Annotated in this window: 31 protein-coding genes; 11 read left to right on the forward strand and 20 right to left on the reverse strand. The window is 62.9% G+C overall.

Annotated features, from left to right (window positions below; genetic code table 11):
- Nucleotides 1-880: 880 nt before the first annotated feature.
- The 5 genes from AC5ZFO_RS29135 to AC5ZFO_RS29155 all read left to right on the forward strand — a co-directional run bounded on the left by AC5ZFO_RS29135 (nucleotide 881) and on the right by AC5ZFO_RS29155 (nucleotide 5,087).
- Nucleotides 881-1,057, forward strand: coding sequence for a hypothetical protein (locus AC5ZFO_RS29135; RefSeq protein ID WP_282523081.1), 177 nt, complete (start codon nucleotides 881-883; stop codon nucleotides 1,055-1,057).
- Between the two features lie 606 nt (nucleotides 1,058-1,663).
- Nucleotides 1,664-2,680, forward strand: a complete 1,017-nt coding sequence (locus tag AC5ZFO_RS29140) for a glycosyltransferase family 2 protein (RefSeq protein WP_282523080.1) — start codon at nucleotides 1,664-1,666, stop codon at nucleotides 2,678-2,680.
- Nucleotides 2,681-3,879: 1,199 nt separating this feature from the next.
- Nucleotides 3,880-4,116 (forward strand): DUF6894 family protein, encoded by a 237-nt coding sequence (locus AC5ZFO_RS29145; RefSeq protein ID WP_282523079.1) that lies wholly within the window; start codon nucleotides 3,880-3,882, stop codon nucleotides 4,114-4,116.
- A 350-nt stretch (nucleotides 4,117-4,466) separates the two neighbouring features.
- Nucleotides 4,467-4,658 carry a hypothetical protein gene (locus AC5ZFO_RS29150; RefSeq protein ID WP_282523078.1) on the forward strand — a complete coding sequence of 64 codons (192 nt, stop codon included), beginning with the start codon at nucleotides 4,467-4,469 and terminating at the stop codon, nucleotides 4,656-4,658.
- Nucleotides 4,659-4,919: 261 nt separating this feature from the next.
- Nucleotides 4,920-5,087: a hypothetical protein gene (locus tag AC5ZFO_RS29155; protein WP_282523077.1), complete on the forward strand. Its 168-nt coding sequence runs from the start codon at nucleotides 4,920-4,922 to the stop codon at nucleotides 5,085-5,087.
- 834 nt (nucleotides 5,088-5,921) lie between these two features.
- On the opposite strand, the gene AC5ZFO_RS29160 is transcribed toward AC5ZFO_RS29155, so the two are convergent.
- The gene (locus tag AC5ZFO_RS29160; protein WP_282523076.1) at nucleotides 5,922-6,173 is read right to left on the reverse strand and encodes a hypothetical protein; all 252 of its coding nucleotides are present in this window, start codon (nucleotides 6,171-6,173) and stop codon (nucleotides 5,922-5,924) included.
- A gap of 404 nt (nucleotides 6,174-6,577) precedes the next feature.
- On the opposite strand from AC5ZFO_RS29160, the gene AC5ZFO_RS29165 reads away from it, so the two are divergent.
- A complete protein-coding gene (locus tag AC5ZFO_RS29165) occupies nucleotides 6,578-6,817 on the forward strand; it encodes a DUF6894 family protein (protein ID WP_282523075.1) in 240 nt (79 codons plus the stop codon).
- Between the two features lie 3 nt (nucleotides 6,818-6,820).
- Here the strand turns inward: AC5ZFO_RS29165 and AC5ZFO_RS29170 are convergent, their stop codons facing one another.
- Nucleotides 6,821-7,075, reverse strand: a complete 255-nt coding sequence (locus AC5ZFO_RS29170) for a hypothetical protein (RefSeq protein WP_014494095.1) — start codon at nucleotides 7,073-7,075, stop codon at nucleotides 6,821-6,823.
- Between the two features lie 103 nt (nucleotides 7,076-7,178).
- Nucleotides 7,179-7,475: a hypothetical protein gene (locus AC5ZFO_RS29175; RefSeq protein WP_282523074.1), complete on the reverse strand. Its 297-nt coding sequence runs from the start codon at nucleotides 7,473-7,475 to the stop codon at nucleotides 7,179-7,181.
- 362 nt (nucleotides 7,476-7,837) lie between these two features.
- On the opposite strand from AC5ZFO_RS29175, the gene AC5ZFO_RS29180 reads away from it, so the two are divergent.
- The gene (locus AC5ZFO_RS29180; protein ID WP_282523073.1) at nucleotides 7,838-8,302 is read left to right on the forward strand and encodes a PaaI family thioesterase; all 465 of its coding nucleotides are present in this window, start codon (nucleotides 7,838-7,840) and stop codon (nucleotides 8,300-8,302) included.
- 114 nt (nucleotides 8,303-8,416) lie between these two features.
- Here AC5ZFO_RS29180 and AC5ZFO_RS29185 read toward each other — a convergent pair whose 3' ends face one another.
- Entirely contained in the window at nucleotides 8,417-8,710 is a 294-nt protein-coding gene (locus AC5ZFO_RS29185) for an HdeA family protein (RefSeq protein WP_014494092.1), read from the reverse strand.
- Nucleotides 8,711-8,889: 179 nt separating this feature from the next.
- Between AC5ZFO_RS29185 and AC5ZFO_RS29190 the strand changes: the two genes are divergently transcribed.
- A complete protein-coding gene (locus tag AC5ZFO_RS29190) occupies nucleotides 8,890-9,138 on the forward strand; it encodes a PilZ domain-containing protein (RefSeq protein ID WP_282523072.1) in 249 nt (82 codons plus the stop codon).
- Between the two features lie 46 nt (nucleotides 9,139-9,184).
- On the opposite strand, the gene AC5ZFO_RS29195 is transcribed toward AC5ZFO_RS29190, so the two are convergent.
- The gene (locus AC5ZFO_RS29195; RefSeq protein ID WP_282523071.1) at nucleotides 9,185-11,233 is read right to left on the reverse strand and encodes a pyrroloquinoline quinone-dependent dehydrogenase; all 2,049 of its coding nucleotides are present in this window, start codon (nucleotides 11,231-11,233) and stop codon (nucleotides 9,185-9,187) included.
- Complete coding sequence (locus AC5ZFO_RS29200; protein WP_028152662.1) at nucleotides 11,234-11,458, reverse strand: hypothetical protein; 225 nt, start codon at nucleotides 11,456-11,458, stop codon at nucleotides 11,234-11,236.
- A gap of 151 nt (nucleotides 11,459-11,609) precedes the next feature.
- On the opposite strand from AC5ZFO_RS29200, the gene AC5ZFO_RS29205 reads away from it, so the two are divergent.
- Entirely contained in the window at nucleotides 11,610-12,014 is a 405-nt protein-coding gene (locus AC5ZFO_RS29205; protein WP_282523070.1) for a hypothetical protein, read from the forward strand.
- A 114-nt stretch (nucleotides 12,015-12,128) separates the two neighbouring features.
- Nucleotides 12,129-12,458, forward strand: coding sequence for a hypothetical protein (locus AC5ZFO_RS29210; RefSeq protein ID WP_282523069.1), 330 nt, complete (start codon nucleotides 12,129-12,131; stop codon nucleotides 12,456-12,458).
- Between the two features lie 59 nt (nucleotides 12,459-12,517).
- Here AC5ZFO_RS29210 and AC5ZFO_RS29215 read toward each other — a convergent pair whose 3' ends face one another.
- Nucleotides 12,518-12,985, reverse strand: a complete 468-nt coding sequence (locus tag AC5ZFO_RS29215) for a DUF6691 family protein (protein WP_282523068.1) — start codon at nucleotides 12,983-12,985, stop codon at nucleotides 12,518-12,520.
- Between the two features lie 5 nt (nucleotides 12,986-12,990).
- Complete coding sequence (locus AC5ZFO_RS29220) at nucleotides 12,991-13,419, reverse strand: YeeE/YedE family protein (protein ID WP_282523067.1); 429 nt, start codon at nucleotides 13,417-13,419, stop codon at nucleotides 12,991-12,993.
- 161 nt (nucleotides 13,420-13,580) lie between these two features.
- Between AC5ZFO_RS29220 and AC5ZFO_RS29225 the strand changes: the two genes are divergently transcribed.
- The gene (locus AC5ZFO_RS29225) at nucleotides 13,581-14,750 is read left to right on the forward strand and encodes a GNAT family N-acetyltransferase (protein WP_282523066.1); all 1,170 of its coding nucleotides are present in this window, start codon (nucleotides 13,581-13,583) and stop codon (nucleotides 14,748-14,750) included.
- Nucleotides 14,751-14,757: 7 nt separating this feature from the next.
- On the opposite strand, the gene AC5ZFO_RS29230 is transcribed toward AC5ZFO_RS29225, so the two are convergent.
- The 12 genes from AC5ZFO_RS29230 to AC5ZFO_RS29285 all read right to left on the reverse strand — a co-directional run bounded on the left by AC5ZFO_RS29230 (nucleotide 14,758) and on the right by AC5ZFO_RS29285 (nucleotide 25,964).
- Nucleotides 14,758-15,423, reverse strand: coding sequence for a DsbA family oxidoreductase (locus tag AC5ZFO_RS29230; RefSeq protein WP_282523065.1), 666 nt, complete (start codon nucleotides 15,421-15,423; stop codon nucleotides 14,758-14,760).
- 77 nt (nucleotides 15,424-15,500) lie between these two features.
- The gene (locus tag AC5ZFO_RS29235; protein WP_282523064.1) at nucleotides 15,501-16,322 is read right to left on the reverse strand and encodes a helix-turn-helix domain-containing protein; all 822 of its coding nucleotides are present in this window, start codon (nucleotides 16,320-16,322) and stop codon (nucleotides 15,501-15,503) included.
- A 270-nt stretch (nucleotides 16,323-16,592) separates the two neighbouring features.
- The gene (locus AC5ZFO_RS29240; RefSeq protein WP_282523063.1) at nucleotides 16,593-17,153 is read right to left on the reverse strand and encodes an NAD(P)/FAD-dependent oxidoreductase; all 561 of its coding nucleotides are present in this window, start codon (nucleotides 17,151-17,153) and stop codon (nucleotides 16,593-16,595) included.
- 82 nt (nucleotides 17,154-17,235) lie between these two features.
- Nucleotides 17,236-17,481, reverse strand: coding sequence for a P-loop NTPase family protein (locus AC5ZFO_RS29245; protein WP_282523062.1), 246 nt, complete (start codon nucleotides 17,479-17,481; stop codon nucleotides 17,236-17,238).
- Between the two features lie 730 nt (nucleotides 17,482-18,211).
- The gene (locus tag AC5ZFO_RS29250) at nucleotides 18,212-18,958 is read right to left on the reverse strand and encodes an SDR family NAD(P)-dependent oxidoreductase (RefSeq protein WP_282523061.1); all 747 of its coding nucleotides are present in this window, start codon (nucleotides 18,956-18,958) and stop codon (nucleotides 18,212-18,214) included.
- A gap of 51 nt (nucleotides 18,959-19,009) precedes the next feature.
- Entirely contained in the window at nucleotides 19,010-19,972 is a 963-nt protein-coding gene (locus AC5ZFO_RS29255) for a carbohydrate kinase family protein (RefSeq protein WP_282523060.1), read from the reverse strand.
- Between the two features lie 32 nt (nucleotides 19,973-20,004).
- Complete coding sequence (locus AC5ZFO_RS29260) at nucleotides 20,005-20,697, reverse strand: class II aldolase/adducin family protein (protein ID WP_282523059.1); 693 nt, start codon at nucleotides 20,695-20,697, stop codon at nucleotides 20,005-20,007.
- A 19-nt stretch (nucleotides 20,698-20,716) separates the two neighbouring features.
- On the reverse strand, nucleotides 20,717-21,376 hold the full coding sequence (locus AC5ZFO_RS29265) for a hotdog family protein (protein WP_308777020.1): 660 nt from the start codon (nucleotides 21,374-21,376) through the stop codon (nucleotides 20,717-20,719).
- A gap of 126 nt (nucleotides 21,377-21,502) precedes the next feature.
- Nucleotides 21,503-22,072: a peroxidase-related enzyme gene (locus AC5ZFO_RS29270; protein WP_282523057.1), complete on the reverse strand. Its 570-nt coding sequence runs from the start codon at nucleotides 22,070-22,072 to the stop codon at nucleotides 21,503-21,505.
- 15 nt (nucleotides 22,073-22,087) lie between these two features.
- Complete coding sequence (locus tag AC5ZFO_RS29275) at nucleotides 22,088-24,400, reverse strand: molybdopterin-dependent oxidoreductase (protein ID WP_282523056.1); 2,313 nt, start codon at nucleotides 24,398-24,400, stop codon at nucleotides 22,088-22,090.
- The gene (locus AC5ZFO_RS29280) at nucleotides 24,397-25,155 is read right to left on the reverse strand and encodes a CoA transferase (protein WP_282523055.1); all 759 of its coding nucleotides are present in this window, start codon (nucleotides 25,153-25,155) and stop codon (nucleotides 24,397-24,399) included. The genes AC5ZFO_RS29275 and AC5ZFO_RS29280 overlap by 4 nt, the downstream gene beginning before the upstream one ends.
- The gene (locus AC5ZFO_RS29285; RefSeq protein ID WP_282523196.1) at nucleotides 25,155-25,964 is read right to left on the reverse strand and encodes a CoA transferase subunit A; all 810 of its coding nucleotides are present in this window, start codon (nucleotides 25,962-25,964) and stop codon (nucleotides 25,155-25,157) included. The genes AC5ZFO_RS29280 and AC5ZFO_RS29285 overlap by 1 nt, the downstream gene beginning before the upstream one ends.
- Nucleotides 25,965-26,206: the final 242 nt, after the last annotated feature.

Below are 26,206 nucleotides of genomic sequence, written 5' to 3' on the forward strand. Positions count from 1 at the left end.
CCCGCTACGGCGCTATCTGAGGCGCGCGTCCGGGCGGCTTTGCTCTACCGAGCTACACCACCTCTGGGGGCACGACCCTGAGACGGCCTCTCATGTTACTATGAGCAGGCCCTAATCCGTTTGTGGACACTCTATCGGTAGCGGCTTCGCGCCTGATTTCCGATGGGGGTAGCCAGTGCAGAAATTTTTGACGCAATCTGGGTTTCTGCCCGAGCCGCATTGTTGGCACCGGGCCACACAATCTTCGTAGGTTACCCCCGGTCGTGTTCGCTCAATAAGGGCGGGCTCTTTGGCCTTCTGGGCCAATGCTGGACCGACAGCTAACCCAAGGAGAAGCAGTCCGACTACGTACCGCAATGCGATCCCTCCCTGTTGGAGGGCCAATGCTTATGCTGCGGTGTCATATTGCGTTGATCTGCCTCAATGGAAATTAGGACATCGCCAATTTCAACTTAGGACACCGGGGTCAAATACGGACAGCACCAAAATCCGGGCGCTGTCCTGTTTCCGACCTCAGTGGCCTGGTTTGAGATGTGAGTGGCCGGTGCTGTGTACAATTTTGAACAGAACTCGCCGGCTCGAAGTGCGTTAATGGAGCATCACAGACCGGATCGTGGCTTTTATCTGTGATGAGATCGCCTGTCACAGCGCTCCCGCCTTCCTCTCATGGAAAGGAGCGCGCCATGTTCAACCGGCGGCGTGTCAAACAGCAGATCACTCTTCAAGATCGGCTAGCAGCTTGGTCCAAGAAGGTTCAAGAGCAGGCCGGCAAGCTTCCACCGGGTCCGGCGCGAGAGGCCCTGATTAGAAAGGCGCGGCAAGCCGACGTTGCGAACCATCTGGACGATTGGGCGCGATCTCCCGGCTTGCAGCCGCCGAAATGAAGGACTTCCAGGCTTCAATCGAAAAGCTCCGGAAGGACGCGGCAGAGGCCGCCCTGATCCGCGACCTTGCGACTGACAAGGTCAAGCGCGAAATCTACGATAGACTGAATCTACATTTTAGCAGGCTGGCCGATGAGGTTGAGCAAGCCATAAAGTCCAGCGGAGCAAAGTAAGGCGCCTCAGTTGGCGGCCTCCTTCATTGATGTGGTCCCGGCCTGTTTCCGGCCTCACTGGCCCAAATTGAATTTCGAAGTGGCCTGATTTGGTTTGTCTTGGCGTATGGACTGCGCCATGCAACTCCGTCATTTGGATCAAGCCCAGCGTCGCCAAAGGCAAGCGGCGGCATATCGCCGAGCAGGAAGAGCGCATTGCGGACCTTGCGACGTTGGGTCCGACACAGCGAAGCTCGCAAGCTGCCAGACAACTCCTACGCCTCAGGCGCAGCATATCCAACCTAGTGACTGCACCTGAGAGGGGTGGAACAGTAGGACTACAACCTCATCTATTGATCGGTGAGGCCAAGACACAAACTGCACAGCACAAACTGCACGGACGGCAAACTTTCCACGTCGGCCGCTTCGAAACGTCGCGGCCTGCGGGAACAAATCTCATGCGAATGGACGATGACCACGTCGAGATCGTCTCCTTAGCATTCTAGCATTCACGGCGCCTCGTTCGCTGGGTTCGAGAATGCTCAATGTGTTTGCGAACAGGTTCAAGCCCGAGGCGGGTCTGCCACTTCCAGTTCACGACCGCTTCGATGAGTGAGGTACGACGGAATGGATCAACTGCACGCCGAGCGGTTCGATAGCTCCCACAGTTCAGAAGACCGCCCATTCATTTCGGTGGCAATCCCAACCTTCCGCCGACCGGAGATGGTGCGCCGTGCGATTGAAAGCGTGCTGCAGCAGGAGCACGCCGACTGGGAAATGGTGATCAGCGACGACGAAGGACCAGAAGGCACGACTTGGAGCATCCTGTCCGAGCACGCGCGGAGCGATCGGCGCATTCGCGTCATCGAGAACCACCGCGGCCGGGGCCAGGTCGAGAATACCAACAACGCGATGCTCGCATGTCGCGGCCACTGGATCAAAGTGTTGCACGACGACGATTGGCTCGCGCCAGGATCGCTTGCGACTTTCGCGAGAATGGCGAGGACGTACCCTGCAGCTGCATTCATGACCTCTACGTCCCATCTGGTCCAGGACAGCGGCATAAGGTACCGGCGAGGACACCAGATTTATCTGTATTCGGGCCAGCAGTGCCTGGCGGATCTCTATCTGGCGGGCAAGACCCGACGGCTTGGCATTGTACCGTCGACCCTGCTGATCAACGGCAGGGTCATCCAGACCGGTTGCCTGATGCGAAACTACAAGTCGATCAGTTGGGGCGTGGACCAACTGTTCTTTCTCGATCTCGCCTGCCAGGGCGACATGGTGGCGATCGACGACGGTCTTGTGTTCTACGACACGACCAACCACGCGAGCATCACGGCATTGGGATCGTTCCCTCAGATTGACCAGGAGACCATCGAACTCAAACACCTCGCCTGGAGCCTTCTGGAGGATAAGCGCGGACTTCCCGATCCTGAAACGATGGTGCGTGCATTGCGGGTTGCCCGGCTGCGCACACGGATCCTTCAGCAGCCCCTGGGCGCAACGATCCGCGATGCGCTTCAAATCTTGCGCCCCTCGGTTTTGAAGGCGGCCAATTTGGCGATCCGAGCCTGGGTGCGTGCACCGGGCGTGATTGTAAGCTTACCGGGGCTAGCTCATTGCACGTCGGAATTCTTTTGAGCGCCACCGCTGACCCGGCAGCGTCGCGCCGGCATGCGCCAATCGGATCGCTTGCCCTTCACGCCGCCCCGGTTGGCGGCGCATGCGAAGGCGCAGCAGGGTTTGCCGTGGCCAATCGGTCGCGGGAACTTTTGGCAATGCGGCGGACTTGACGGCCGCTCGCCCGCATAGACATCGGGCGCAGTCCAAATGGACCGCTGGCCAATGGGAAGTGCGACGCCCAGGCCGGCGGCTCCAAGGGACGGCTCGGGCCCCGGGCTCAGTCAGTCGTCCGCTGAGCCCTGAAGCTGATGCAGCTGCCGTTCGGCCTGTCCCCCTGTCAGATTGGCTGCAAACTCTGTTTCAATGATCGCCAGGCCCTTGCGCTCTCGGTCGGAGATCCTCCAACCGATGCCACCCAATGAAAAATCTGCTCTGCGAGAGTGCTCGGTCAGGCAAACGCGCACGTCCCCGTCGCCTGCCAATTGGCAGACGATAGGGAAACCGTGCCGCCCTCGAGATGCATTTGCGCATGTGAATGCGGGTCAGGAAAATTTGGCAATTATGTGCTGAAACGAACAGAGGCGCGGTGAGGGTCGACTAAACTCGGATTCGCTTGGTCTTTGCCAAGGGCCAAGCATCCCCAAGCGGCCCCGGCCCTCACCCCTATCAAGCCCCACCGGCCGGGGCCGTCTTTAGGTACGAGACTGTTTCCCGGCCTGTCGCTTGATTTGTGGCGCAGAACACAACTTGACCGCGAATACCTGTGGTAAGATACGAGGTATTGCAACGCCAAGGGTCGTCAGCGCCCGCGTGGGAACCGTATTAGGGATGAGCTGTTGACCCGTTTCATAGATGGGCTCAATTATGATCGACGCTGCTAAATGCGAAGAACTCGCAAATCATTACAAGGCCCTCTCTCAAGCCTCCGGCGTTTCGGTGGAGAGGGCTTTCCTGTTGAAGAACATCGCCCGGAGCCTAACTGGCGTAGCTAGCCAATTGGATAGGCTGGCCGCCCTTACGAGAGACGAAGCAAGGGTCACGCCGCCACAGCTGTAGCTGGACGCAAAGCCGATCGACATCGGCCGACGGGAGCCGACCAAGCCTCGGGGTCGCCTATTGCCTCTTGGGACAGCACCCGCATTGCAGCCACCGAACTAATTAGGAACCGTCCTCTCGAGGCGGGGTTGGCGCCTGTACTCTCACTGAGAGGCGGCGCCATGGTCCGGTACTTTTTCGATATCCGAGACGACACCGGCCTCTACGCCGACGAAGAGGGATTGGAGTTTCGAACCCAGCGCGAAGCAGAGATCGAGGCGACGCAGACATTGAGCGGCCTCGCGCGCGACCTGGCGGCACACGAGGATCGAACGGACGTTGCCATCGAAGTCCGCACCGACGCCGGGCGGGTGTTCCAAGCCGCCCTCATCTTCGAGCCGCCGACGACGAAGCAATAGGCCGCCACAGCTCGCCACATTGGGCGTGCACGTCGCGACGGAGCAAGGCCGCCTCAGTTGGGCGGCCTCCCCGTCTCACCATGCATCGATTTAGTCCCGGGCGCGCTTTGAAGGGTCCCGCCTGATCGGTCCATTCCCCGGAGCGCTCGCCCAACCCCACCTGGGATAAGCGATCCGCTTCACTTTGCCCCCTCCACTTTGCTCCCTCCACTTTGCCCTGTCTCGGTCCGCGTCGAGGGCAACGGTTCGTCGACATGCCTCGGAACGAACTTGAATGTAACGCTACATTGTGTAACGCTCACATTGGTAGCGCTACTTTTCGTACCGTTCGGACAACCTCAGGAGGCATGATGAAGGCAATCCTCAAGATCGTTCTGGCGCTCTCTGTCCTCGCCGGCTCGGTGCCGGCGCAAGCCCAGATATCAGGTGCCGCGACGGCATCGGGCGCCCCGAAGGTCGGCGCAAAGGTGACGAGGAAGTCTCAGTTGCACGACGGCTGCCATAGCCGGCACGCCCAGATGATTGGCAAGCCCTGTCGTTAGAAGCCCTGTCGTTAGAAGCCCTGCCGTGAGAACCCTTGCCGCTACCGGGCTGGGGATTCAAAGATGATGAGAGGCCGCCTCGGTTGGCGGCCTTTTTGATTTTTGCCGATCCTCCGCATTCGTCACCCTTCGATTGAAGATGACGCGCATCAAAGACGCAGCCGCCGCGCGCCGTCATAATTCCGCAATCCTGCGGCATCGAACCTTTCTGCGGTGTCCGGCTTTCTTCGGGATGTGATCGCAACCATGGGGATCTGGAACATGACGGAAGACACGCACCCCAATGCTGTCCGGCGCACGCTCCTCCTGGAGGCGGCGCACGAGGAGATGGTGAAGTTCGAGCGGAAGGAAAACGAGTTTCGCAAGAAGGACCGCGAAGAGCGCGCCGCCGAACTCCGCCTCCCCCTGGGTGAGATCAAGCTCCACTGAGCCTGCCGACGGGCTCCTGATGATCTGACCAAGGCTGGCGCCGCGATGGGCGGGTAGCCGCCCCTGCGCGCCGTTACGCGCAGCAAATGGCAACCAAATGCCTCAACTAAGCCATTGATCGCACAACGAAATCGCGCCACCCCCTACTGTGCATGGGGTTGTTTTCCATATTTTGAAAGGGCGCGGCGGCGTCCTGGGTGCCCACCCAGGATCGAAGCGCCTGCTTTAGCCCGGTCCGGCCTTGGCTGCCGTCCGCCGGTACGCCTTACAGCAGCGCCAGCAGCACGAGGCCGATCACCAGCACGACGAAGCCAGCCGCCGTCGCGGCGGCGAATGACCGCTCTACGTTATCCATGATGCCACCCCGCTGCCGGCGCACCACGTTTCCCCCATGGCGGCGCCGACGATGCGGAATCTCGCCGAGGGGTGTGGCTCCAGTGGTGCGATCGGGTGGCCAAATTGGGACGTGTGCGAGGCCAGTCTGCGGCCTCGCGACGCGGATTCCGGAGCCGCCGTCAGGCACCCGTAAGCCTGGTCTCCTAGTCTGGCTGCGCCCGGTGGACCAACACCGGGCCTCCATACACAGTCGAGGACCCCGCTCCGCCCCGAGCGGGGTTTTCTGTTTGCGGGCGCAGACGCGCGGCAGGTTGAATGCCGATCGGCCGGCCCTGTCAGGCTGTCGTAAGCTCAACCGGCTAGGGTCGTCTGGCTACGGTGTTGCAGCCCAGCACCTCAGCCTCCAATAACCTTTCACCCGCTTGGCTCTCCCCAAGCGGGTTTTTTCATGCGTGCCGGCCACTTCACCGAGCAGCGGGAAAGTTGGCCGGCGTTGGATCAATGCCGCGAATCGGACAGCCGCGCGCGCCGCAGCGCGTCAGTGCAATCGGGCCGGCTCGATAGTCCTTCGAAACGCCAGAACGTGACGACGCTGGTCTCGCCGCACTCTTCGCAGACGAGCGTCTCGTCACCGAGCATGAAGCGCGCGCGCCTGAAGCTCGATGAGGACGCGGGATGCTGGCAATGGGGACAGGTCAGCGAGAAATTCCGTGCACCCCAGCGCAGCACAAGATGTCTCAGCCAGCTCACACCTTCCCCTTCGTGACATCGCGCTCGAACCGTCATTCACAAGCAGAGCATAGATACATGACACGCAAAAGTGGAAATGTATCGACCACACCTGTGCTCGCATTCGTCCGGCTGTTCCGTGGTTCTCCGACCATGAACAGAGTTCCTCTGCGTGGACGGTTGCACGGCAAGACCGGGTGAATTGCCATGCCTTGCCCGAATTCCGTGCACGGTTTTCGGAGCCCAATTTCGTTTGAAGGCGATCGGGCGCAAGACCGCATGAATGAACCAGCCGGGTTCAGCAGCCACGCGCGCCCGCGAGGTGTGGTCCGTAGCGGCCCGGAATTGATCTGTCCCTGGTTTGGGACTGCACTGCGCGCGCCCATGGCCCGGGAGGCGGGACCATCATGTGACCGGTGCCAGTCATGCCGCGCTACTTTTTTCGAATTCGGAACGGCCGCTATTCCGGCTGCGCGGACCAGGCGACGGAATTTGCCGATCGCGATGCCGCCTGGAAGATGATGACCAGCATCTGCGCCGACATGGCCGCCGGCCTCGCGCGCAAGCTCAACGAAAATTCCGAATGGCACATGGAGCTGTTGGACGAGGCCAAGGAGCCCGTGTTCCGGATCCGCATCGTCGCCGAATCCTTCGAGGAGACTTGACGCCTAGTCGGCGCTGGGCAGCCGCCGCATGGTGAATTCGATCTCGCCGCCCGGCAGTTCGCGCCAGGTCTCGACCGCGCTCATATAGCCGGCCTTGGGGTAGCGGGCGAAGAATGCCTCCGCCCTCGCCCGCGCCGCCGGGCGCGGCAGAGTGAAAGTCTCACGCAAGAAGCCATCGCCGCCGCGCTCGCCCGGCTTGCCGCCCATCTTGCGCCGGCGCGCCATCCGCTCGGCGAGATCCCGCGGACGATCAGCCATGCCGTTCCTCCTCAACGCAATACGCTCTCGAAGATGTAGGAAGCAGGCCGGCCGAAGAGGAGTCCCGGCCGGAGGCATCAACCGCCTCCGATCGGGCCGAAGGTCAATTGGCGGTCGTGCCGGACTTCTTCTTGGGCGCGCTGGTTGCGGCCGACGCCTTCGGCGCAGCCGCCTGCTTCGGCGGGTCGGAACGCATGCCGCCCCAGGGATCGTTGGACGCCTTGGAGTCCGGAATCTTCTTCAGCGTTTCCTTGTAGGCCTTGTCACGCTCGGCCTCCGCGGCCTTTTCCTCCGGGGTCTTGCCCGGGCCTTCCTGCAGCAAATTGAGATTGGGCATTTGCGCGTAGGCCGGTCCCGCCAGCACGGCCAGCAGCACCGCCGCCACAGGGAAAAGCTTCATCATTGACTCCTCGATCATTCCTGAAGGGCGGGTCAACCGCGCCTTGTCGTCCTTGTCAACGGCCCGCTCGGGCCGAATGGCGCGCTAGAGCCGGTCCGATCTGCACGATTTCGGCGCCTGCAGCCAGTCGTCCCAAATCGGGCCGCATCTGGTGCACCCGTCCAGCGCGAGACCTAGCGCTATCAACCCAAACACGAGGACACACCGACGCAACATCGCCCACCCATTCCCAAGCCCGGTATCATATCGGGCCAAGTCAGGCATTTTCAAGCCAACAGAGCCGACGGAAGACCGGGTGACTTTGCCGCGCCGATGCGCGCAGAATGGCCGAAATATCCGGCAACACAGGGGGACCGACAGCAATGCCATCGCAGCCAGAAGCCGAGTTCGGCATCGCTGAGGCCAGACGCATACTCGGCGAGGTTTTTGCGCCCTGGGTCCAGGATCTCAACCTCGCCGTCGAACGCATCGAGCACCTCGCGCCGCCGGACGTGCCGGATTGGCAGCCGGGCGCGCTGCTGCGCATGCCATTCTCGGAGCGGTTGTGCCGCAACGGCGGCGTGGTGTGCGGCCAGGCGCTGATGGCGCTCGCCGATACCGCGATGGTGATCGCGAACCTCGCCGCGAATCGCGGCTATCGTCCGATGACGACGGTCGACCAGACCACGCATTTCATGCGTGCGGTCTCCTCGTCGGACGTGCTGGCTGATGCCCGCGTGGTGCGGCTCGGACGCACCATGAGCTTTGGCCGCGTCACGCTGCTCTCGGCCACCGACAACAAACAGGTGGCGATGGTGTCGAGCGCGTTCGCGATGCTGCCGGGCTGAGCAAAAAAAGACGAGAGCCGCGTGAGCGCAAGGCGCACCGCGGCTCTTCATCACGATCGTGTCGAAGCAACAGACCGAAGCGCGATACATCCGCGCTTCGGTCCGCTTCGAAAATTACTTGCCGAGAATTTCGTCAGCCGCGGTGACGACGCTGACGGTCGGATTCTTTCCGCAATAGGCACCGAACTTCTTGGCGTTCTCGATGAACACCTCGGTGTCGATGATCGCGTTGTCCTCGTCGCCCTTGTACCAGCCGTCCATCCAGGTCAGCACGACCGCGATGTTGTCTTCGCCGCTCTCGAGGAACTGCTTGCAGGTCATGGTCGAGAGGTCCCACTTGACGGCGTGGGCGGGCATCGACGACAGCGAGAGCGCTGCGGCGAACAGAAGCGAAAGCGTGGTCTTCATCAATATTCTCCATCGGCGCGTAACGCCATAAAGGAAGGGGTTGTGAGGAAAGTCGGCGGGAAGTGACTCACCGCTCCAACGTCGTAAACGAAGTCTGAAGCGCTGTGCAAGTAGCGCCAGTATTGAGTTTATTTCAACGTAATTTCTATGCACTACTTCACAATCATCGTTATGGATTAATGCCGATGATCGAGAAACGAGCAGCGCAGCGTTACCGTGTTTTCAAGGGTGGAACGATCACCTTTGAAAGCAGCGGCATCGCCTGCACGGTGCGAAACATGTCGGAAGACGGCGCGGCGATCGACCTCGATTCCCCCGTCATATTGCCGCAATCATTCACGCTCTCGATCGCGCGCGACAATTTCGTAAGGAATTGCCGCACCGTATGGCGCAATGATAGGCGCATCGGCCTCGCTTTCGTACGATAGCGTGCGCGATGTGAACAACCGTTCGCATCGCATCCACAACGCAGCATCATGCTTGCTTTATACGACGTCGACGACGCCAGCGCAGGCTCGCGATGATCAGCACGATGATCGCGAGCACAATTGCTGACGACGACACCCAAAATCGTCCGCCCGGACGATCGATGGTGCGCGACCACAGCGACGGCCCTTCACCCGGCCGCGCCAGGCGAAACGCAACGACGCTGTCGCCGATCGAGGTGCCGACCTCGGAGTGACCGCCGGCGCCGATCGCGACATACTGCTCGCCCTTCCAGAGATAGGTCATGGGGTTGGCGACGCCGGGCACCGGCAGCCGGCCTTGCCACAACTCCCGGCCGCTTCGCGCATCGAAGGCGCGCAGATAGGCGTCCATCGCACCGGTGAAGACGAGACCGCCTGCAGTGACCGCGAGCCCGTTGACGAGCGGCGCGCCCCACGGCAGCGGCACGCCGAGCGGCGCAAGGTCTTCCGTGGTGCCGACCGTCGAACGCCAGAGGATCTTGCCGGCCTTCAGATCGACCGCGACCATCTCGCCCCAAGGCGGCTTGTTGCAGAGCAGCCCGAGCGGCGATTTCACCACCGCACGCGACATTGCAAACGGCGCGCCCTTCTGCTGGCCGAAATCATGGCCGGGCGGCGGATCGAATCCAGCGGCCTCCGCACGCGGGATCAGCTTGATGAGATGAACGGCGCGGCCGGTGTTGGCGTAGAGGATCTGGTTGACCGGGTCGAAGGCTGCGCTACCCCAGTTGACGCCGCCGCCGGTGAAGGGAAACTCCGCCGTGCCTTGCGTCGAGGGCGGGGTGAACAACCCCTCGTTACGAGCCTCCGCGAACTGTCTTTCGCAAGCAGAGCCACCCAGGCCAGGGAGGAGCGAGAGCGCGTCCTCAGTCGAGATTCTTTGCGACGTCAGCGGCGGCACATGCGTCGGGAATGGCTGCGTCGGCGACAGTCGTTCACCTTCCGCGCCGCCTTGCGGCACGACGCGCTCTTCCACCGGCCACACCGGCTTGCCGGTATCGCGGTCGAGCACGAAGACAAATCCCTGCTTGGTCGGCTGAATCACGACATCGCGCTGGCCGTCTCCGGTGTCGATACGCGTGAGCGTCGGCTGCGACGCCAGATCGTAATCCCAGACGTCGTGATGCACGGTCTGGAATGCCCACACGACCTCGCCGGTCTCGATGCGCAGCGCGACCACCGAATTGGCGTGCTCGTTATTGCCCGGCCGCTTGCCACCCCAAAAGTCCGGCGACGGCGAGGACGTCGGCAGGAAAACCAGCCCGCGGGCCGCGTCGACCGACATCGGCGCCCAGACATTGGCATGACCGGCTTCGACACCGTCGCGCTTGAGCGGCTCGAAGGTCCAGCGCGGCTGGCCGCTGCGCGCATCGAACGCCCGCACCACGCCGCTCGGCGCGTCGACGCGGCGGTTGTCGCCGATCGCGGAGCCGACCACGACGACACCGCGGCCGACCGCCGGCGGCGAGGTGATCTGGAATTCGCCGGGCCAGTCCAGCTTCATGCCGATATCGGGCCTGACCTCACCGCCGGTGCCGAAACCCGCGCAGGGAATCCCGGTCTTTGCATCCAGCGCGATCAGGCGGACATCGTTCGTGCCCATGAAGATGCGCGACCGGCAGGCGGCATCTGCAGGCGCCTCATCGTCGATCCAATGGGTCACGCCACGGCAGACATAGCGGTTGGCGGGCCGCTGATTGGTCGCGATCTTCGGATCGAAGCGCCATTTCTGCGCGCCCGTGCCGGGATCGAGCGCAATCACCTCGTTGAAGGGCGAGCAGAAAATCAGGCTGTCCTCGACGAACAATGGCGTCGCCTGGAATTTGGTTCGCCGCATCACCTCGGGCGGCCGCGCCGCGAGATCGCCGGTATGGAATTCGAAGGCCCGAACCAGATTGCCGACATTGTCGGGCGTGACCTCCCGCAATGGCGAGAAGCGTGAGCCGCCGGGATCGCCACCCCAGCTCTCCCAGGCGATGCCTGGCCACGACGAAAACAAGAGGAACACGATGACGGCGGCCGAATGACACAGACGGGTCGCCACCGCCCACCTCATTTATTTGGGCTTCTTGGCAGGTTCAGCCGGACGGGCTCCGCTCCACGGGTCGTACTTCTCCTTGGGCTCCGGAATGCGCTCCAGCGCGGCCTTGTAGGCCTTTTCGTCGACCTTGGGCTTGTTGTCCGACTTCGCTTCGTTCGGCTGGCCTCTGCTGCGGCCCTGCGCCTGCGCCGACGCAGCCGTTAGCGCCAGCACTGCGGCCGCGATGACCAAAATCCTCATTGGTGCAATCCCCCCGTCTGGGGCACAAACTAGCCTGCAATCCCATAATAGCAAATGCCGGAGGGGCCGGGGTTTCAGCAAATCTTGATCGGGCGGGACTTTGCTGGATCGTATTCCTGCCTATCTGTTGGCCCGCGGGGGACCTTCACGGATGTTGCGGATTGTTGCTCATGCGGCGCTGCTGGCCGGCGCGCTGGCGCTCGGTTCTTGCGGCTTTGCCGACAGCCGCGCGCCGGTGCCCGAGTTCATGCGCCTGAAGGAAGCCGAGCAGCCGCCCCCGGAAGCGCCCCCTGACGTCAAGCGCGTGGTCCGCGAGCAGATCAACGTGGTTTTCCTCAACACGTCCTATCCGCGCGAGGTGCACGTCGCCCCGCCCCATCGGGAGGTGCGGGGACCGGGCTGGACCGCTTGCGTCCGCGCGCAGCTCACCTCCGCCACCGGCTCCACGCTCGGCACCCAGATTTACATCGTGACGATCTCAGGCGGAAAAGTGGTCGATCGCCGCCGCGCGGAAGCCGACGACATCTGCGGGACGGAAAGCTACGAGCCGATCTAGGAACAAATCTCTCCGACACGCGCTCCGGTTCCGGGAAAAACCCGTAATTCGACCCGGAACGATCACCGCCTCCCCTTCTTGTTACCACCGAGGGCAGTTTCGGAGGAGGACACGATGAGGACATTCACGATCGCACTGCTGGCTGGCGTCGGCGCCCTCGCTGCGGCGAGCGGCGCGAAGGCCGCCGATATCTATACGACCAGCGAATACACCAGCCCGGATCTCATTCAGCAGGTCCGGATGGTCTGCGACGATGCCGGCAATTGCTATCGCACCCGTGGCGGCTCGCGCGTGATCGTGCGCGACTCCTATAACACCATGCCGCGCGATCGCTATTACGAGCGCCGCACCTATCGCGACTGGGACGATGGTCCGCGCGGCGGCGTCGGAATTCGGGCGCCCGGAGTCAGCGTTGGCGTCGGTGTCGGCGGCGACCGCTGGTAGTCACTGAAGCTGTAACAGGACAGGACCGGACGAGATCCACTCGCCCGGTCCTGTCCATGTCAGGTTTCGAGCGGATCGGCGGGCGTGGCGAAGCGCGTTGACGACGGGAGCTGCGCGATGAAGCGGGCGAGCACCATGCCGGCACACATCGCGGCGACGAAGATGAAAGCGGACGCCGAGCCGAATCCGAGCGCGGTGAGCGCGGGGCCCGGACAAAAGCCTGCGAGCCCCCATCCGATTCCGAAGATGGCGGGTCCGACGATAATTCTCGAATCGATGTCCTTTCGCGTCGGAACGTAGAAGCGGTCAGCGAAAAACGGTCGCGCGAGTTTCAAGACACGGCTGAAGCCGATGAAGGTTACCGCGACCGCACCTGCCATCACGAAGGCGAGGCTCGCATCCCACGTTCCGGCGGGAATGCCGGCGACGTCCAAGAAGTTCAGCACCTTGGCCGGATTCGACATGCCGGAGACGATGAGCCCGATACCGAAGACAAGGCCGATCGCGAATTGAATGAGGATTGCCATCGTCGTCATTCCCAGTGCCGCATCACGAAGACAGTGGCGATGCCCGCCGACATGAAGGAGATGGTCGCGACCAGCGAGCGCAGCGACAGCCGCGACAGGCCGCAGACGCCATGGCCGGACGTGCAGCCGCTGCCCCAGACCGCACCGAAGCCCGTGAGCAATCCGGCGACGACCAGCACCGGCGTTCCCGCCGCAATCGTTTGCACCGGCAGGCTTCCGCTGACGATGCGCACCAGGATGGGCGCGGCGACGAGGCCGACGACGAAAGCGAGCCGGCCGGCGAACTCGCGGTCCTCGTAAGGCGGAAACAGCCGCGCCGCGATGCCGCTGACACCGGCGATCCGTCCCGTCGCCCACATCAGGAGCACGGCGGACAGTCCGATTAACGCGCCACCAAGGAGCGACGCCATCGGCGTGAAAGGTGTGGCGATCATTGTGATCCTCCAGCTCGAGAGCTTCTATCATGGCACGCCGCGGCCTGTCGCCCGAATGCTCAATGAGACGTTAATATTACCATTCGAATTGAAGCGGCGTCCCAACGGAATTTTCCAACCTTTGCGCTAAGCCTGACCTTCTGAACGGGGAACGACGGGACGTGGTCGATATCGCGCATCAGGCAGCGATCAATCCGGCATCGGCAAGGGCTGCCGCGGCAACGCGCGCGCGCGTCCCCCTGACGTCCATCGATCCCGGCCAATGGCGCGCGCTCGCGCAGCGCGTGATCGAGCCGAACGGCTATTACCTGCCGGGCTGGGAGCTCGCCGTGAGCGAGGCCGCACGCGGCCGCACGGACGCCTCGGCGCTGCCCGCCTTCGACGGCTCGTCGGCGCGGCTGATCGGGTTGATGCCGGTGGTCTCGCTCTGGCACGCCCTAAAGATCCCCCTGCCCGCGCTGGTGAGCGCGCATCCCTATGGCACCCTGTGCAGCCCGCTGATCGACCGCGATATGCCGATCGAAGCGGCCACGCGGCTGTTGCAGCAGGCGCGCGAGGCCGGAGCGCATGCGCTCGTGCTGAACGACGTTGCGCTCGACGGCGCGGCGATGAGTTCGCTCAAAGACGTTCTCAATCGCGACGGCCTGAGGCCGCGTATCCTCTCCTCCTACATCCGCGCCAGCCTCGACGCGACGCAGGATGGTGAAACGCTGTTGCATGGCGCGCTCGGCGCCAAGAAGCTCAAGGAGCTGCGTCGCCAGCGCCATCGCCTCGAAGAGCACGGGCCCGTCGCGTTCGAGGTCGCGCGCAAGCCCGACGAGATCGGGCCGGCACTCGAAACATTCCTGCAACTCGAGGCCAGTGGCTGGAAAGGCAAGCGCGGCACCGCGCTGATCCAGCATGCGGGCGATGCGACTTTCATTCGCCGCGCGGTTCCCGCGCTGGCGGAGACCGCGCAGTGCGAAGTCATCACGCTGCGCGCCGGCACGACGCCGGTGGCAGCCGGCATCGTGCTGCGCCACCAGGACCGCGCCTTCTTCTTCAAGCTCGGTATCGACGAACGCTTTGCAAGATATTCGCCGGGCGTGCAGCTCACGCTCGACCTTACCCGCCATCTCTGCGCCGATCCGGCCATCGCCAGCGCGGACTCCACGGCGAGCGCCGACCACCCCATGATCAACCCGATCTGGCGCGGGCGCTTTGCCATCGGCGACGTGCTGATTCCGCTGCGGCGTCACGATCCGGTCGTCGCGCTCATTCACGCGGCGCTGGTTGGCCTCAACGTCGCGCACGACGGCGCGCGACGCCTGGTGCGCCTGCTCCGCAAATAGGCGGAAGCTACTCCGCCGCCTGCGCGTTGATCTCCGCCGAGACCTCGCGGATGGCGCGGGCGAGCAGGTTCGGATCCTGCGCGCCGGAGACAGCGTATTTCTGCGCGAACACATAGGTCGGCACGCCGGAGATGCCCTTCTCGGCGGCCTCCTGCGCGTCGGCCGACACGCGCGCGACGTCCTCGTCGGTGGCGAGGCGCTTGCGCACGTCGTCGGCATCGAGGCCGACATCGGCGGCCGCCTGCACCAGCACGTTCACGTCAGTGAGGTCGCCTCCGTCGCGGAAATACAGCTCCATCAGCCGCTGCTTCATCTCGGGCGCCTTGCCGATCGCCTCGGCCCAGAGGATCAGGCGGTGACAGTCGGTCGTGTTGGGCTGGCGCGCGACCAGTTCGGGCTTGTAGACGAGGCCCTCCTCGCTGGCCGCCGCGACGACGCGGCCGGCAATGCCCTTATAAACTTCGACCGAGCCGAACTTGGTGGTGAGATAGTCCTCGCGGCTGATGCCCTCGCGCGGCACCCACGGATTGAGGAAAAAGGGACGGAAATTAAGTTTGACGGGAACGTCGGGCACGAGCGCGAGCGCGCTCTCGATCCGGTGTTTTCCGATATAGCACCAGGGGCACACCACGTCGGAGACGACATCGATCTGGAGCGGTTTCAACGTGCTCATGAGCGCCTCCTTCGGGCGATGCGGGTTTGACCCAAGATAAGCCGAAGATAAGCCGAACCCGCTCCGAGGCAAGGGCGCTAGGTCATAGCTGCTGCCATCTGCTTCAGCCGCTCGGCGGTGCGCTCGTCGGCCGGGAAGAACGTCTCCAGCGCCAGCTCCGACAGCGTGATGTCCACAGGTGTGCCGAACACCATGGTGGTGGAGAAGAAACTTAGTATCTCTCCGCCATGGCGCAGCTTGAAGGGAATCGCGACATTGTCGCTCGACAGCGGCCCCGAGCGCGCCGGGATGGGGTAGCTCTTGAGGTCGTTATAGAGCTTGATCAACTCGGGATCGGCCGTTGCCTCGCATTGGCGGTGCAGCCGCTCCAGCAAATGCCCGCACCATTCTGCGAGATTGACCGTGCGCGGCGCCAGCGCCTCCGGATGAAAGGCAAGCCGCAGCACGTTGAAGGGCTGGCCGAGCAGCCGCGGCGGGATGCCGTCGAGCAGCGGCGCCACCATGCGGTTGGCGGAGACCAGGTTCCAGTGCCGGTCCACCGCGAGCGCGGGATTGGGCTCATGCGCTTTGAGCACGAGGTCGATCGCCTGGCGGGCTGATTTCAACGCGGGATCCTCCAACGGGCGCTGCTGGAACGCCGGCGCATAGCCGGCGGCGACCAGCAGCACGTTGCGCTCGCGCAAGGGCACCTCGAGACGTTCGGCGAGCCTGAGCACCATGTCGCGCGAGGGCGCGGCGCGACCGGTCTCGACGAAGCTCAGATGCCGCGCGGAAATCTCGGCCTCGCCCGCCAGATCGAGCTGGCTCATGCGGCGGCGCTGCCGCCATTCGCGCAAATGGTCGCCGATATGGACGGGCTGGCTGCGTTCGGCCTGTGCCGTGGATGCGTGTGCGTTCATGGTCAAAAACCTAGCATGCGGATTTCAGCCCTTCCATTACCCGCGAGGTAATGGAAATTGGCACATAACAATCTGAAATTGCTTTGCTTTTTCGCGGCGGGTACGCGCGATACCAACAAAAATACCAACATTTCGGAGTCAACGACTGACGGCGAAAAAATTTCGGATGGCTGATTGGTGATCGACCAGCAAAGCCGCTGACGAGCCCTCAACCCAATCAAATTATCTGTCTAGTGATGTTTGTTGAGCCAATGACGCTCGTGAACAAGTCTAAGCAGACCCCGGCTGCTCTGGGCCCGGCTCCGCCTTTGCGAGTGCCGCCGCTGAAAGCACACGGTAGGGGACGCCGTAATCGGCACGAAACCTCTCCGCAACGGCTGCTTCCTGGTCCATTCCGCGCTCAGTTCTATGCAAGACGCGAAATCCGTCGCGACGAACCAGGCTCTCTGCTCCTGCAGCGGCAATGAGGGGAGCGTGTGCCTCTGCAGCTCGAGCGACGAGAGCTGAATGAACCTCCACCGCTTGTCTGTAGCGCGATCCACCGGAGTGCCACCAGTAACTCAGAAGCGGACCAACGTGCGGCCCGAGGTGCCGCAAGCGCCAGTGCACGTCGTTCGTGTTGCCCAGGATGATCTTCCAAAGCGAGCGCAAGTCTCGCGGCATCGCGAACGGCTCAACCGCCTCGCTCTGAATGATTCCTGCGTTGCCAAAACTTGTTGCCCGCCCCGGCGCTTGCCGGTCGATAAGGGCGACCGACCAACCGCGTCTCTGCAGCATGAGAGCGGCTGAAACGCCTGCCATGCCGGCACCAAGCACGAGTGCGTCGGTCATCGGTGGTCCTTCGTACTCTTGCGACTAACTCAATTCGGCCTGAGCAGGTCGCAGACTAGTCAACGCGCCAGGCAATGCAGGATCAGCTGGACATCAGCTTGTCAAAGACCGGTACCGGGTCATCAACCTCGACAAGTCGCTGACCTGTGATGACCCAGATTCGCGTCGCCACGGCTCGGACAAACGCTCGATCATGGCTGACCAAAAGACAAGCCGCGCCATGCTCGACCAACTCGCTTTCCAGCGAGTCCTGCCCGTTGATATCGAGATGATTGGTTGGCTCATCCAAAAGGTAAAAGTTTGGCTGGAGCAAGCGCAGAAGAAGCATTGCGAGCCGCGCTCGCTGCCCCCCGAAAGGCGAGGTATGGGCGCAGTTTGGGCGTCTATGCCGACGCCGGCGCCCGCGAGCAGGGAGCGCGCCTGGTGATCCGGGAGATTGCTCAGGCTCTTGAACGCCTCCTGCGGGGTCTTGAACATCTCGAGCTGTGATAGCGCCTGATTTGAATATCCCAACTTGAGGCTCGTCGCGACACGGATATCCGGATCGGACCCCGCAACAGCCGCCCGCAACCGCTCGATCAGCCTCGTCTTGCCCGTACCGTTTGCTCCTAGGAGCGCAACCCGATCCCCGTTCTCGATCCATTTCGTACCGGTACGGAACAACGGCCTCCCATCCGGTGTGACGATGGCAGTGTCCTTGATCCGTCGATCGCCCTACATCAGATGGATGACGGCACGATCGACAAATCCAGCTCTCCCTCCGTCTCCGGTAATTTTATCCGCAAAACGGGAATATTTCCCGGACAAGGTTGAAGACTTTTCGGCGAGCGCCAGTTCTGTAGAGAACGTCCGGTTCCGCACCGCCGGCTCCGCGACCCGCGTCGGCACGCGGCTCAAATTATCGCTTCAAAGCCCGAATATGGTTTTACACGGAGACATCCAGGGTCGACGCGGCCTCAGCCGCAATGGGCTTCGATTCGCATGCAAGCGTTGCGAATGGTCCGCCAAGGGTCGCTATAGCGCATAGATGGTGCGCTCCTCCCGAGACTATCTGGTTTCTAGCTGTAGAAGATACCTCCGTCCACGTTGAGGGCTTGGCCGGTCACAAACGCAGAATCATCCGATGCAAAAAACGCCACGGGACCTACGACATCTTCCGGCTGCCCCAGCCGATGCAGGTCCGTGACCTTCTCGAAATAGGCGACCCTCTCCGGATCCCGGAGATTGTTGAGCCCCATCTCCGTCACGATGATGCCCGGACATACGGCATTGACGGTAATGCCGTGGCCTCCGAACTCCATTGACGAAACCCGCGTAAAGCCGACTACGGCCGACTTGGATGCAGCGTAGTGCGACTGCCCTGGACCGCCCGTTCGGGCGGCGAGCGAAGCGATGTTCACGATTCGCCCATACCTGCGCTCCTTCATATGCGCGACGACTGCCTGGGTCATTTGGAACACGCCGCGCGTGTTGACGGCGAACGTCTGGTCCCAGGTGTCGGGCGTCAGTTCGTCGATGGTCGCCAGCCTGAGTATCCCCGCATTGTTGACGAGGACGTCGATATGCCCGAGACCTTGCGCGGCTTCGGCCACCGCCCGTCTGCAGTCGCCGATATCGCTGACGTCGCCCAGCACCGGGATGCAGCGGCCGCCAAGCTCCCTGATCTCCGCGACAGTTTCCACAAGGACCTTCTCCTGAGCAGCGATGTCGGTCAGCGCGAGATCGTAGCCGCGCCTGGCAAGGCCAATGGCAATCGCGCGACCAATTCCGCGGCTCGCTCCCGTCACGATTGCATGTCGGGCCATATTGCGTTCTCCCCTGTTGTTTGGATGACGTCTTTTGATTGTGTGGAACGATTACGCGCGAACAGGCTTCCTGACCGGGAGCGTGTTCATGGCAGTGACCGTGTCTTCGAACGATACGAGATTGGCGCCCGAACCCAAACCCGTCGCGACGATCGCGGCGGTCGCGGTCGCAAGCTTCGCACAGTCGAGCAAGTCCCAGTTGCGGACCAGCCCGGCGATGAAGCCTCCGGTGTAGGAATCACCGCATCCCGACGTATCGCGCACCGCGACCTCGAAAGCCGGCAACGTAAATTGACGTCCGTCGCGTGTCATCACGAACGATCCATCGGCCCCAAGAGAGATGGCGCAGGCTCCCGCCCCCTTGTCGATGAAGAACCGCGCACACGCTGCGGGATCGTCGGTTCCGACCATGGCATTGGTCTCGTCGATGCTCGGCATGAAGAAGTCCACATAGGGCAGCAGCGGCTCGACCAGCGCACGCGTTTCACGCCGCGCCTGGATGAGATCGAGCGTCGTCGTGCAACCGGCCGCCTTTGCGTCCCGCAGCAACGCGACGGAAGGCGCTCCGTCCATGGCGAGTAAAGATCCAACTCCGCCGAGATGCAGAATTCTGCTCCGACAGGCGGCCTTTTGCGTTTCGGGTGCGATCCGCCAGCGGGCGGACGCTCCCCTTGCATGCATGACCGGACGCGAGCCGTCGGGCCGGATCGGTAAGATCGTGGCCGACGTCGGACTGTCGGCCATTCGTTCCATCACGGAAGTATCGATGCCTTCGCGTTGCATCGCGCTCAGCATCCAGTCAGCCTTCTCGTCGGAGCCGACCGCGCCCACCGCGAGCGCTTTCAGACCGAGACGCGCACAGGGGACGACCGTTCCGCCGGCGGTTCCGGCGACCGCGAGCCGAATTTCTTCGATCAGCAGCCTGCCGCCACCGGGCGGAATTTCGGTAACCGGCACCCCCAATATATCCAGAATGTACGTACCGCAGACGCTGACGTCGTGAGTGTAAGCCATGAGTTCTCGCAGGACAGTGGTTTGACCGGGATCTAGCTTGACCGCTGGGGACTCTTGGGCGCGCCGTTGCTATCGCGCAGGCCGTACTGCCCCCATCGCCTCAAGATGCTGTCGATCTCCTCGTCCGGCAGGAGCGGAGGAGAGCCGAGTTGAAGACAACCGTGGTACTGCTTGGCGAGCACTTCGACCTCCACCGCGAGCCACATGGCCTTGCGCAGGTTGGGACCTACGGCGATCAGTCCGTGATGCGCGAGCAGGCAGGCGCGCCGAAAGCGAAGCGCGTTCAGGGCCGACTGCGAAAGCTCAGCCGTGCCGTATTGAGCATAGGGTGCACACGGGATGTCGTTACCGCCGGCCGCGGCGATCATGTAGTGAATGGCGGGGATCGCGCGATTCATGATCGCGATGACCGTGCAGAAGATCGGGTGCGCGTGAACGACAGCGCCGACCTCCTGCTTCGATTTCAGGATGTCGAGATGAAAGCGCCATTCTGTTGACGGAACATTACCGGCCGACGCGGTCCATGACCCGTCCCATTTCATGGCCACGATGTCCTCCGGCTTCATACGGTCGTATGGAAGACCGGACGGCGTGAGCAGGATGCCGTCGTCGGTCCGGACGCTGATGTTTCCGGACGTTCCCTGGTTGATGCCTTGCGCTGCCATCTCGCGACAAGCGTCGATGATGGACTGACGAAGTTCGAGGTCCGCTTCGCGGCTGGTCATACGCTGCTCCCACTCACGTTCATGCCATTGCTCCGAGCTGAACCTGCCGATCGACCAGCAGCCACGTGGTTCGTGCGACCGCCAACACCTCCTGATCCGAACTCAGCAACGCGCTCTCCGCAAAGAGCTTGCGACCTTCCCGCCCGGTCGACCAGGCCGCCACCACGCAACGATCCCCGGGACGCGGCCGGCTATCGATCCGTGCAGCCATGCGACCGAGCAGAGCCGTTTCGTTACCGTTCAATCCGAGGTGACGGGCGCCCACGCTACAATAGCCGGTCGGACAGTCGAGAGCGGCCCAGACGAATTCGGACGCGACATGGCCATCTCCGCCGGAAAGATTGCGATGAGGCACCCAGGACGCCGCGAATACGGCCGGCTTCCCCGAGGTCGTCGCCACCTCCAGCGGACCTGCGAAGATCCGAAGACCATCGCCATGGGCACGCGCAGGGCCGCAAACAAAGCATGTCGGGAGGTTGTGGGTCTGCTCGTCGTAGGGTGTTCTGCCGACCGCCGCTTCGGCCGCCTCGTAGCTCACCCCGGGAACATCCGGCACATCAATGCTCGCGACCCGCGCTGTCGCAAGCAGCCTATCGTTCTCGCGTAGTTCGACGTCGCCGTCAGTTCCCGTCAGGATGTCGAGCGGCAGCTCCAGCGGCGATGGCGCGCGCAAGGTCACTTCGACGTCTCCGGCAACGTGCTTTGCGAGACATCCGCAGACATACCCTCCGTTGCCCGAATTAGGCGGGCCCCGGAAGCGACTGTCTATGACAAGCGACACCATTGGATTCTTTGCCCGAAGCGTTCAGCGTCCCATCGCATAGAACTCGTCGTTCGGACGCATGCTGGTGACGTTGGCGAGGCGGTTCGACATGCCGAAGAATGCAGCGATGGCCGCAATGTCCCAGACGTCCTCCTCCGTGAAACCGTGCTCCTTCAGATCCTGGACGTCGGAGTCGTCCACCTCATAGGCTTGTGCCGAGACCTTCATCGCGAAATCGAGCATCGCTCTTTGCCGCGCGGTGATGTCCGCCTTGCGGTAGTTGACGGCCACCTGGTCCGCGATCAGCGGATTCTTCGCCCGCACGCGCAGGATGGCGCCGTGCGCGACGACGCAGTACTGGCATTGATTGGCGCTGCTGGTGGCCACCACGATCATCTCGCGCTCGGCCTTGGTGATCAAGCCGGGCTTGTCCATGAGGGCGTCGTGATAGGCGAAGAACGCCCGAAACTCGTCCGGACGATGCGCGAGCGTCAGGAAAACGTTGGGTACGAAACCGGACTTTTCCTGGACCGCAGCTATCCGCGAGCGAATATCCTCCGGGAGCGTTGCGATGTCGGGGACAGGAAAGCGGCTGACGGCGGGCGCAGACATGTTCTGAAGCTCCTGTTAGATTGCCGCGAGTGCGACGAGCGTTTCTTGATATGCTTCGAACGCATCGCGCCGATCGCGGGCATACGGCTCCACCCTCACAAGGCAGGTGTGCGCCGAACAGCCCTGGCCGAATTGAGACGTTCCGATGTCGAGCGTGAGCACGTTCGGATTGCCGGCGATCTCCAGTCCGCTATTGCCGGTCGGCGTGAACCATGCACCGGTCGGGAGCACCAGCACGCCTTGACGGACCCTGTCGGTGACCTCTGCGGTCGCGAGGCATTCTCCCCGGCCGTTCCAGATGCGTATCGTCTGGCCGTCCTCGACGCAGAGAGCGGCTGCGTCTTCCGGATGAACGCGTGCCTGTTCACGGCCATTGCGCTTCATGGCTCGGCTCGATGCACCCGTTTCGAGCTGGCTGTGAAGACGACCAACCGGTTGGTGCGAGATGAGGTGCATTTGCGTCCGGTCGGCAACGTTGCCAAGCCATTCGGCCGGTTCGATCCACGCGGGATGCGAGCGGCAGTCGGCGTAGTCAAGCTTGGCCAAGGTCTCGCTGCCAAGCACGATCTTTCCGCTTTCGGTCTTGAGCGCATACTCTTCCGGTTTATCGCGGAAGTCGGCCAGGAACGTATGCTCGGCCTGGACCGGGCAGCGGGCGTAGCCCGCTTCCCAGAAAGCATCGAAATCCGGCATCTCGAAGCCGAAGCGCTCCGATGCATCGCGGCGGCAGCCTTCGTAGAGATGCCGGAGCCAGCCCATCTCGTCGCGACCTTCGTTGAAGCGATCGGCCACCCCGAGTTTCCCGGCAATCTCATTGAATATCTCGAAGTCCGAACGGGCTTCACCCAAGGGCTCGATCGCCTGCTTCATCGCCAGGATGAAGTCTGAGCGCTTGTTGCCGGCAAGATCGTTCCGCTCGATCGACGTGCTCGCCGGCAGCACGATGTCGGCCCGCTGAGCGGTCGCGGTGAACATCGGGTCCTGTACGACGATGGTTTCCGGCCTCGTCCAGGCTTCGGACAAGCGATTGAGGTCCTGATGATGATGATAGGGATTGCCGCCCGCCCAATAGACCAGCCTCGTATCCGGATAGGAGCGGATCGCTCCTTCGTAGCTGAATGGCCTGCCGGGATTGAGCAGCATGTCGCTGATCCGGGCCACCGGAATGAAGCTATCTATCGGCCTCGTGAGCTGCGAGACACCCGGAGACTTGCTGACGTTGAACGGGGACCCCACGCCCCCAAGGGAAGCGTAGCCGTAGCCCACCCCGCCGCCGGGCAATCCGATCTGACCAACGATCGATGCGAGTCCGAGCGCAGCCCAGAACGGTTGTTCTCCGTGATGGGCCCGTTGCAGGCTCCAGCTCACGGTCAGCATGCTCCGCGTGTCGACCAGGCGCCCCGCAAGAGCGGCAATCTTGGCCGCCTCGAGTCCGCAGATGCCCGCGGCCCACGCAGCGTCCTTGCGTGCGTCGTCCGTCTCGCCTTCGAGATAGCGAAGGAGGCGATCCGCACCGCTGGTACAGCGCGCGAGGAAGTCCCTGTCGTGCCGGCCTGCCTTCACGATCTCGCCCGCAAGGCCGAGCATCAGCGCAGTGTCGGTGTTCGGGCGGATCGGCCACCACTCCGCGTTGACCCAGTCGGGCAGATCGTCCTTCAGCGGCGAGACATGAATGACCTTGACGCCGCGCTCGACCATCTGTCGGAGATAGGTTTCAAGCCGGTGGCTGCCGATTCCTCCGGCCTCGTTTTGCGCGGTTCGAGGCGACATGGCACCGAACACCACCAGCGTCTCGGTGTGCTGCGCGATGGTGTCGAGCGTGTTGGCTCGGCCGCCGCACGCGTCATCGCTACCCAGGGTGTGCCGCAAGATCACGGGACCTGCCGCGATGGAATATGTGTCGACATGTCTCGTGAAGCCGCCAACCAAGTTGAGCATGCGCTTCAGAAGCGATGAGGCATGGTGCAGGCGGCCCGAGTTTGTCCAACCATAGGAGCCCGCGAATATCGACGCATTGCCGAAGGTGCCGGCCACGCGGCGCACTTCTTCCGCAACCAGCGTCGTTGCCTCGTCCCAGCTGACTGGCACGAACTTTTCCCGCCCGCGTCCCCGGCGATCGCTCTTCTCGCGCTTGTCCAGCCAGCCGGAACGGACCATCGGTCGCAGCACGCGGCGCTCCGGATTCGCCCATTCGGTGATCGAATGGATGATCGGGGAAGGCGCCGGATCGTGCTCGAACGGCTCCACGCCGACAATATGCTGCCCCTCGACGAGGATCGTATACGCACCCCAATGGCTGCAATGCGGTACCCGCTTGATCCTGCTCATGCGTCAACCGTCCCAAGATCGCGCCGCATCTGGGCGGCGAATTCGGGATAGGTCTCGGCGAGCTCGTCGAACACCCGGCCGCGGAGCAGCTCCAGCGTCGATCGATCCGGCAGCGCGGTCTGCCGCGGCTCGGCGTCATGGGCGAACCGAAAGCCGGTCGCTTCCTTGATCTCCGCAAGATCGTGCCCGGGATGAACGCTCTCCAGCTCGAACCCCGGTCGCGTCTTGTCGAACCGAAACAGTCCCTTGCCGGTCAGGAGCGCGATAGGGCCGCCACTCCGGAATACTCCGTCCTCGCTGACACCGGGGGCACTGATGAAGTCCACCTTCTCGACGAAGACGCGCGGCGTATGCTCCTCCCGGAACAGGATGACGCGCGGCACAACGAAATAGAGATAAGCCGACCCGAACGAGCCTGGCCAGCGCACGCTCGAACGCGGATAATCACCGGCGCCGACGAGGTTCACGTTGCCGAAGCCGTCGATCTGGCCGCCACCGAGGAAGAACGCATCGATCCGGCCTTGACCCGCGCAATCGAACAGTTCCGCCGAACCGTTGGTGAAGAAATTGTGCTCGACAGAACCGAGGATCGAGATGCGCGGGCCGATGGCACCGCCCGCTTCCTTCACCGCACGCAGGAGCATCGCGCCGGCGGCGGGAATCGGAGAGGACGCCCCCACGGCGACATGCCTGACACCGTCGAGCAGCCGCGCGATCGTGCAAATCAGCACTTCGCGAGGGAGAACATCGGCCATCACGCGGGCTCCATCTGGGCCTGGGCCATATAGGCGGAGAAGCCGTCGGCTGTTCGCGCGGCTTTCGCATAGCGTGCGATCTCCGCGCTGTCGGCTGGATACTCGCCCCACAGACCATAGGGCCACGCCCCCTTGGGAGCGCGCGCGACCGCCGTGACATAGAGTGCCGGCAGCACGCCGGCTGCGCTGGCCTCATCCGCGAGCAGGTTCTTCTCGACGACTCGCTCCGCCGTGACGAGAACGGTGCGCGAGGCGTAAGCCATTGCGGCAAGCTCGCGGCGCCGCCCGATCCAGACGTTGCCGAAGCGATCAGCCGCCGGCACGTGGAAGATCGTGACGTCGGGCTGGATGGCCGGAATCAGCACGATCGGATCACCTCCGTCCACCAGCGGATTGTCGATGACGCGCCAATCGTCGCGATGACGGAGCAGATCCGTTCCGATCAGCCCCCGAAGCGGCATGAAGGGACTGCCCTTCTGCGCCGCCATCAGGCCGGCATGGATGGCAGGACACGTCGCGTCTATCAGTCGAACCGCGCCTTCCTTGACGGCGGCGTTGAACCGGGGCGCTCCACCCGCTTCGCCCAATGAGACGGCGCTGGTCTCCACCGACCGGACCAGGCCCGCACCGATAAGCTGGTCGACTTGCAATCCGCCGGTCGGCACGCAGACGAGATCGAGATGGCCCGCGCCCTGCTCGATGATCGCCCGCGTCATGGCCATGGAGACGCCGGCGTAGTCGACCGGCAGCGCGACCCGCATGCCCGGCTCGATGTGCTTCGCCAATACGCGAGGCTCGCTCAACACCATCATCCTCCCAATGCGTTCTATATTGTAGAACGCTATTCTAAATTTATGTTAGGCGGATTTGGATGGCACTGTCAATCTGGCTTCGCCGGCGAGACCTTTATTTGCAGAGGTTCACGCTTGCGCAACCGATCGTAGCGGCGCGCCATTGCGCCGCGATCGGTCAACTCGACTTGACAAGACGGCGCGCCGCGCCAACAATAATTGGAATAACGTTCTACAATATAGAACATTTGGGAGGGAGA

The organism is Bradyrhizobium sp. Unk1 (assembly GCF_059512345.1).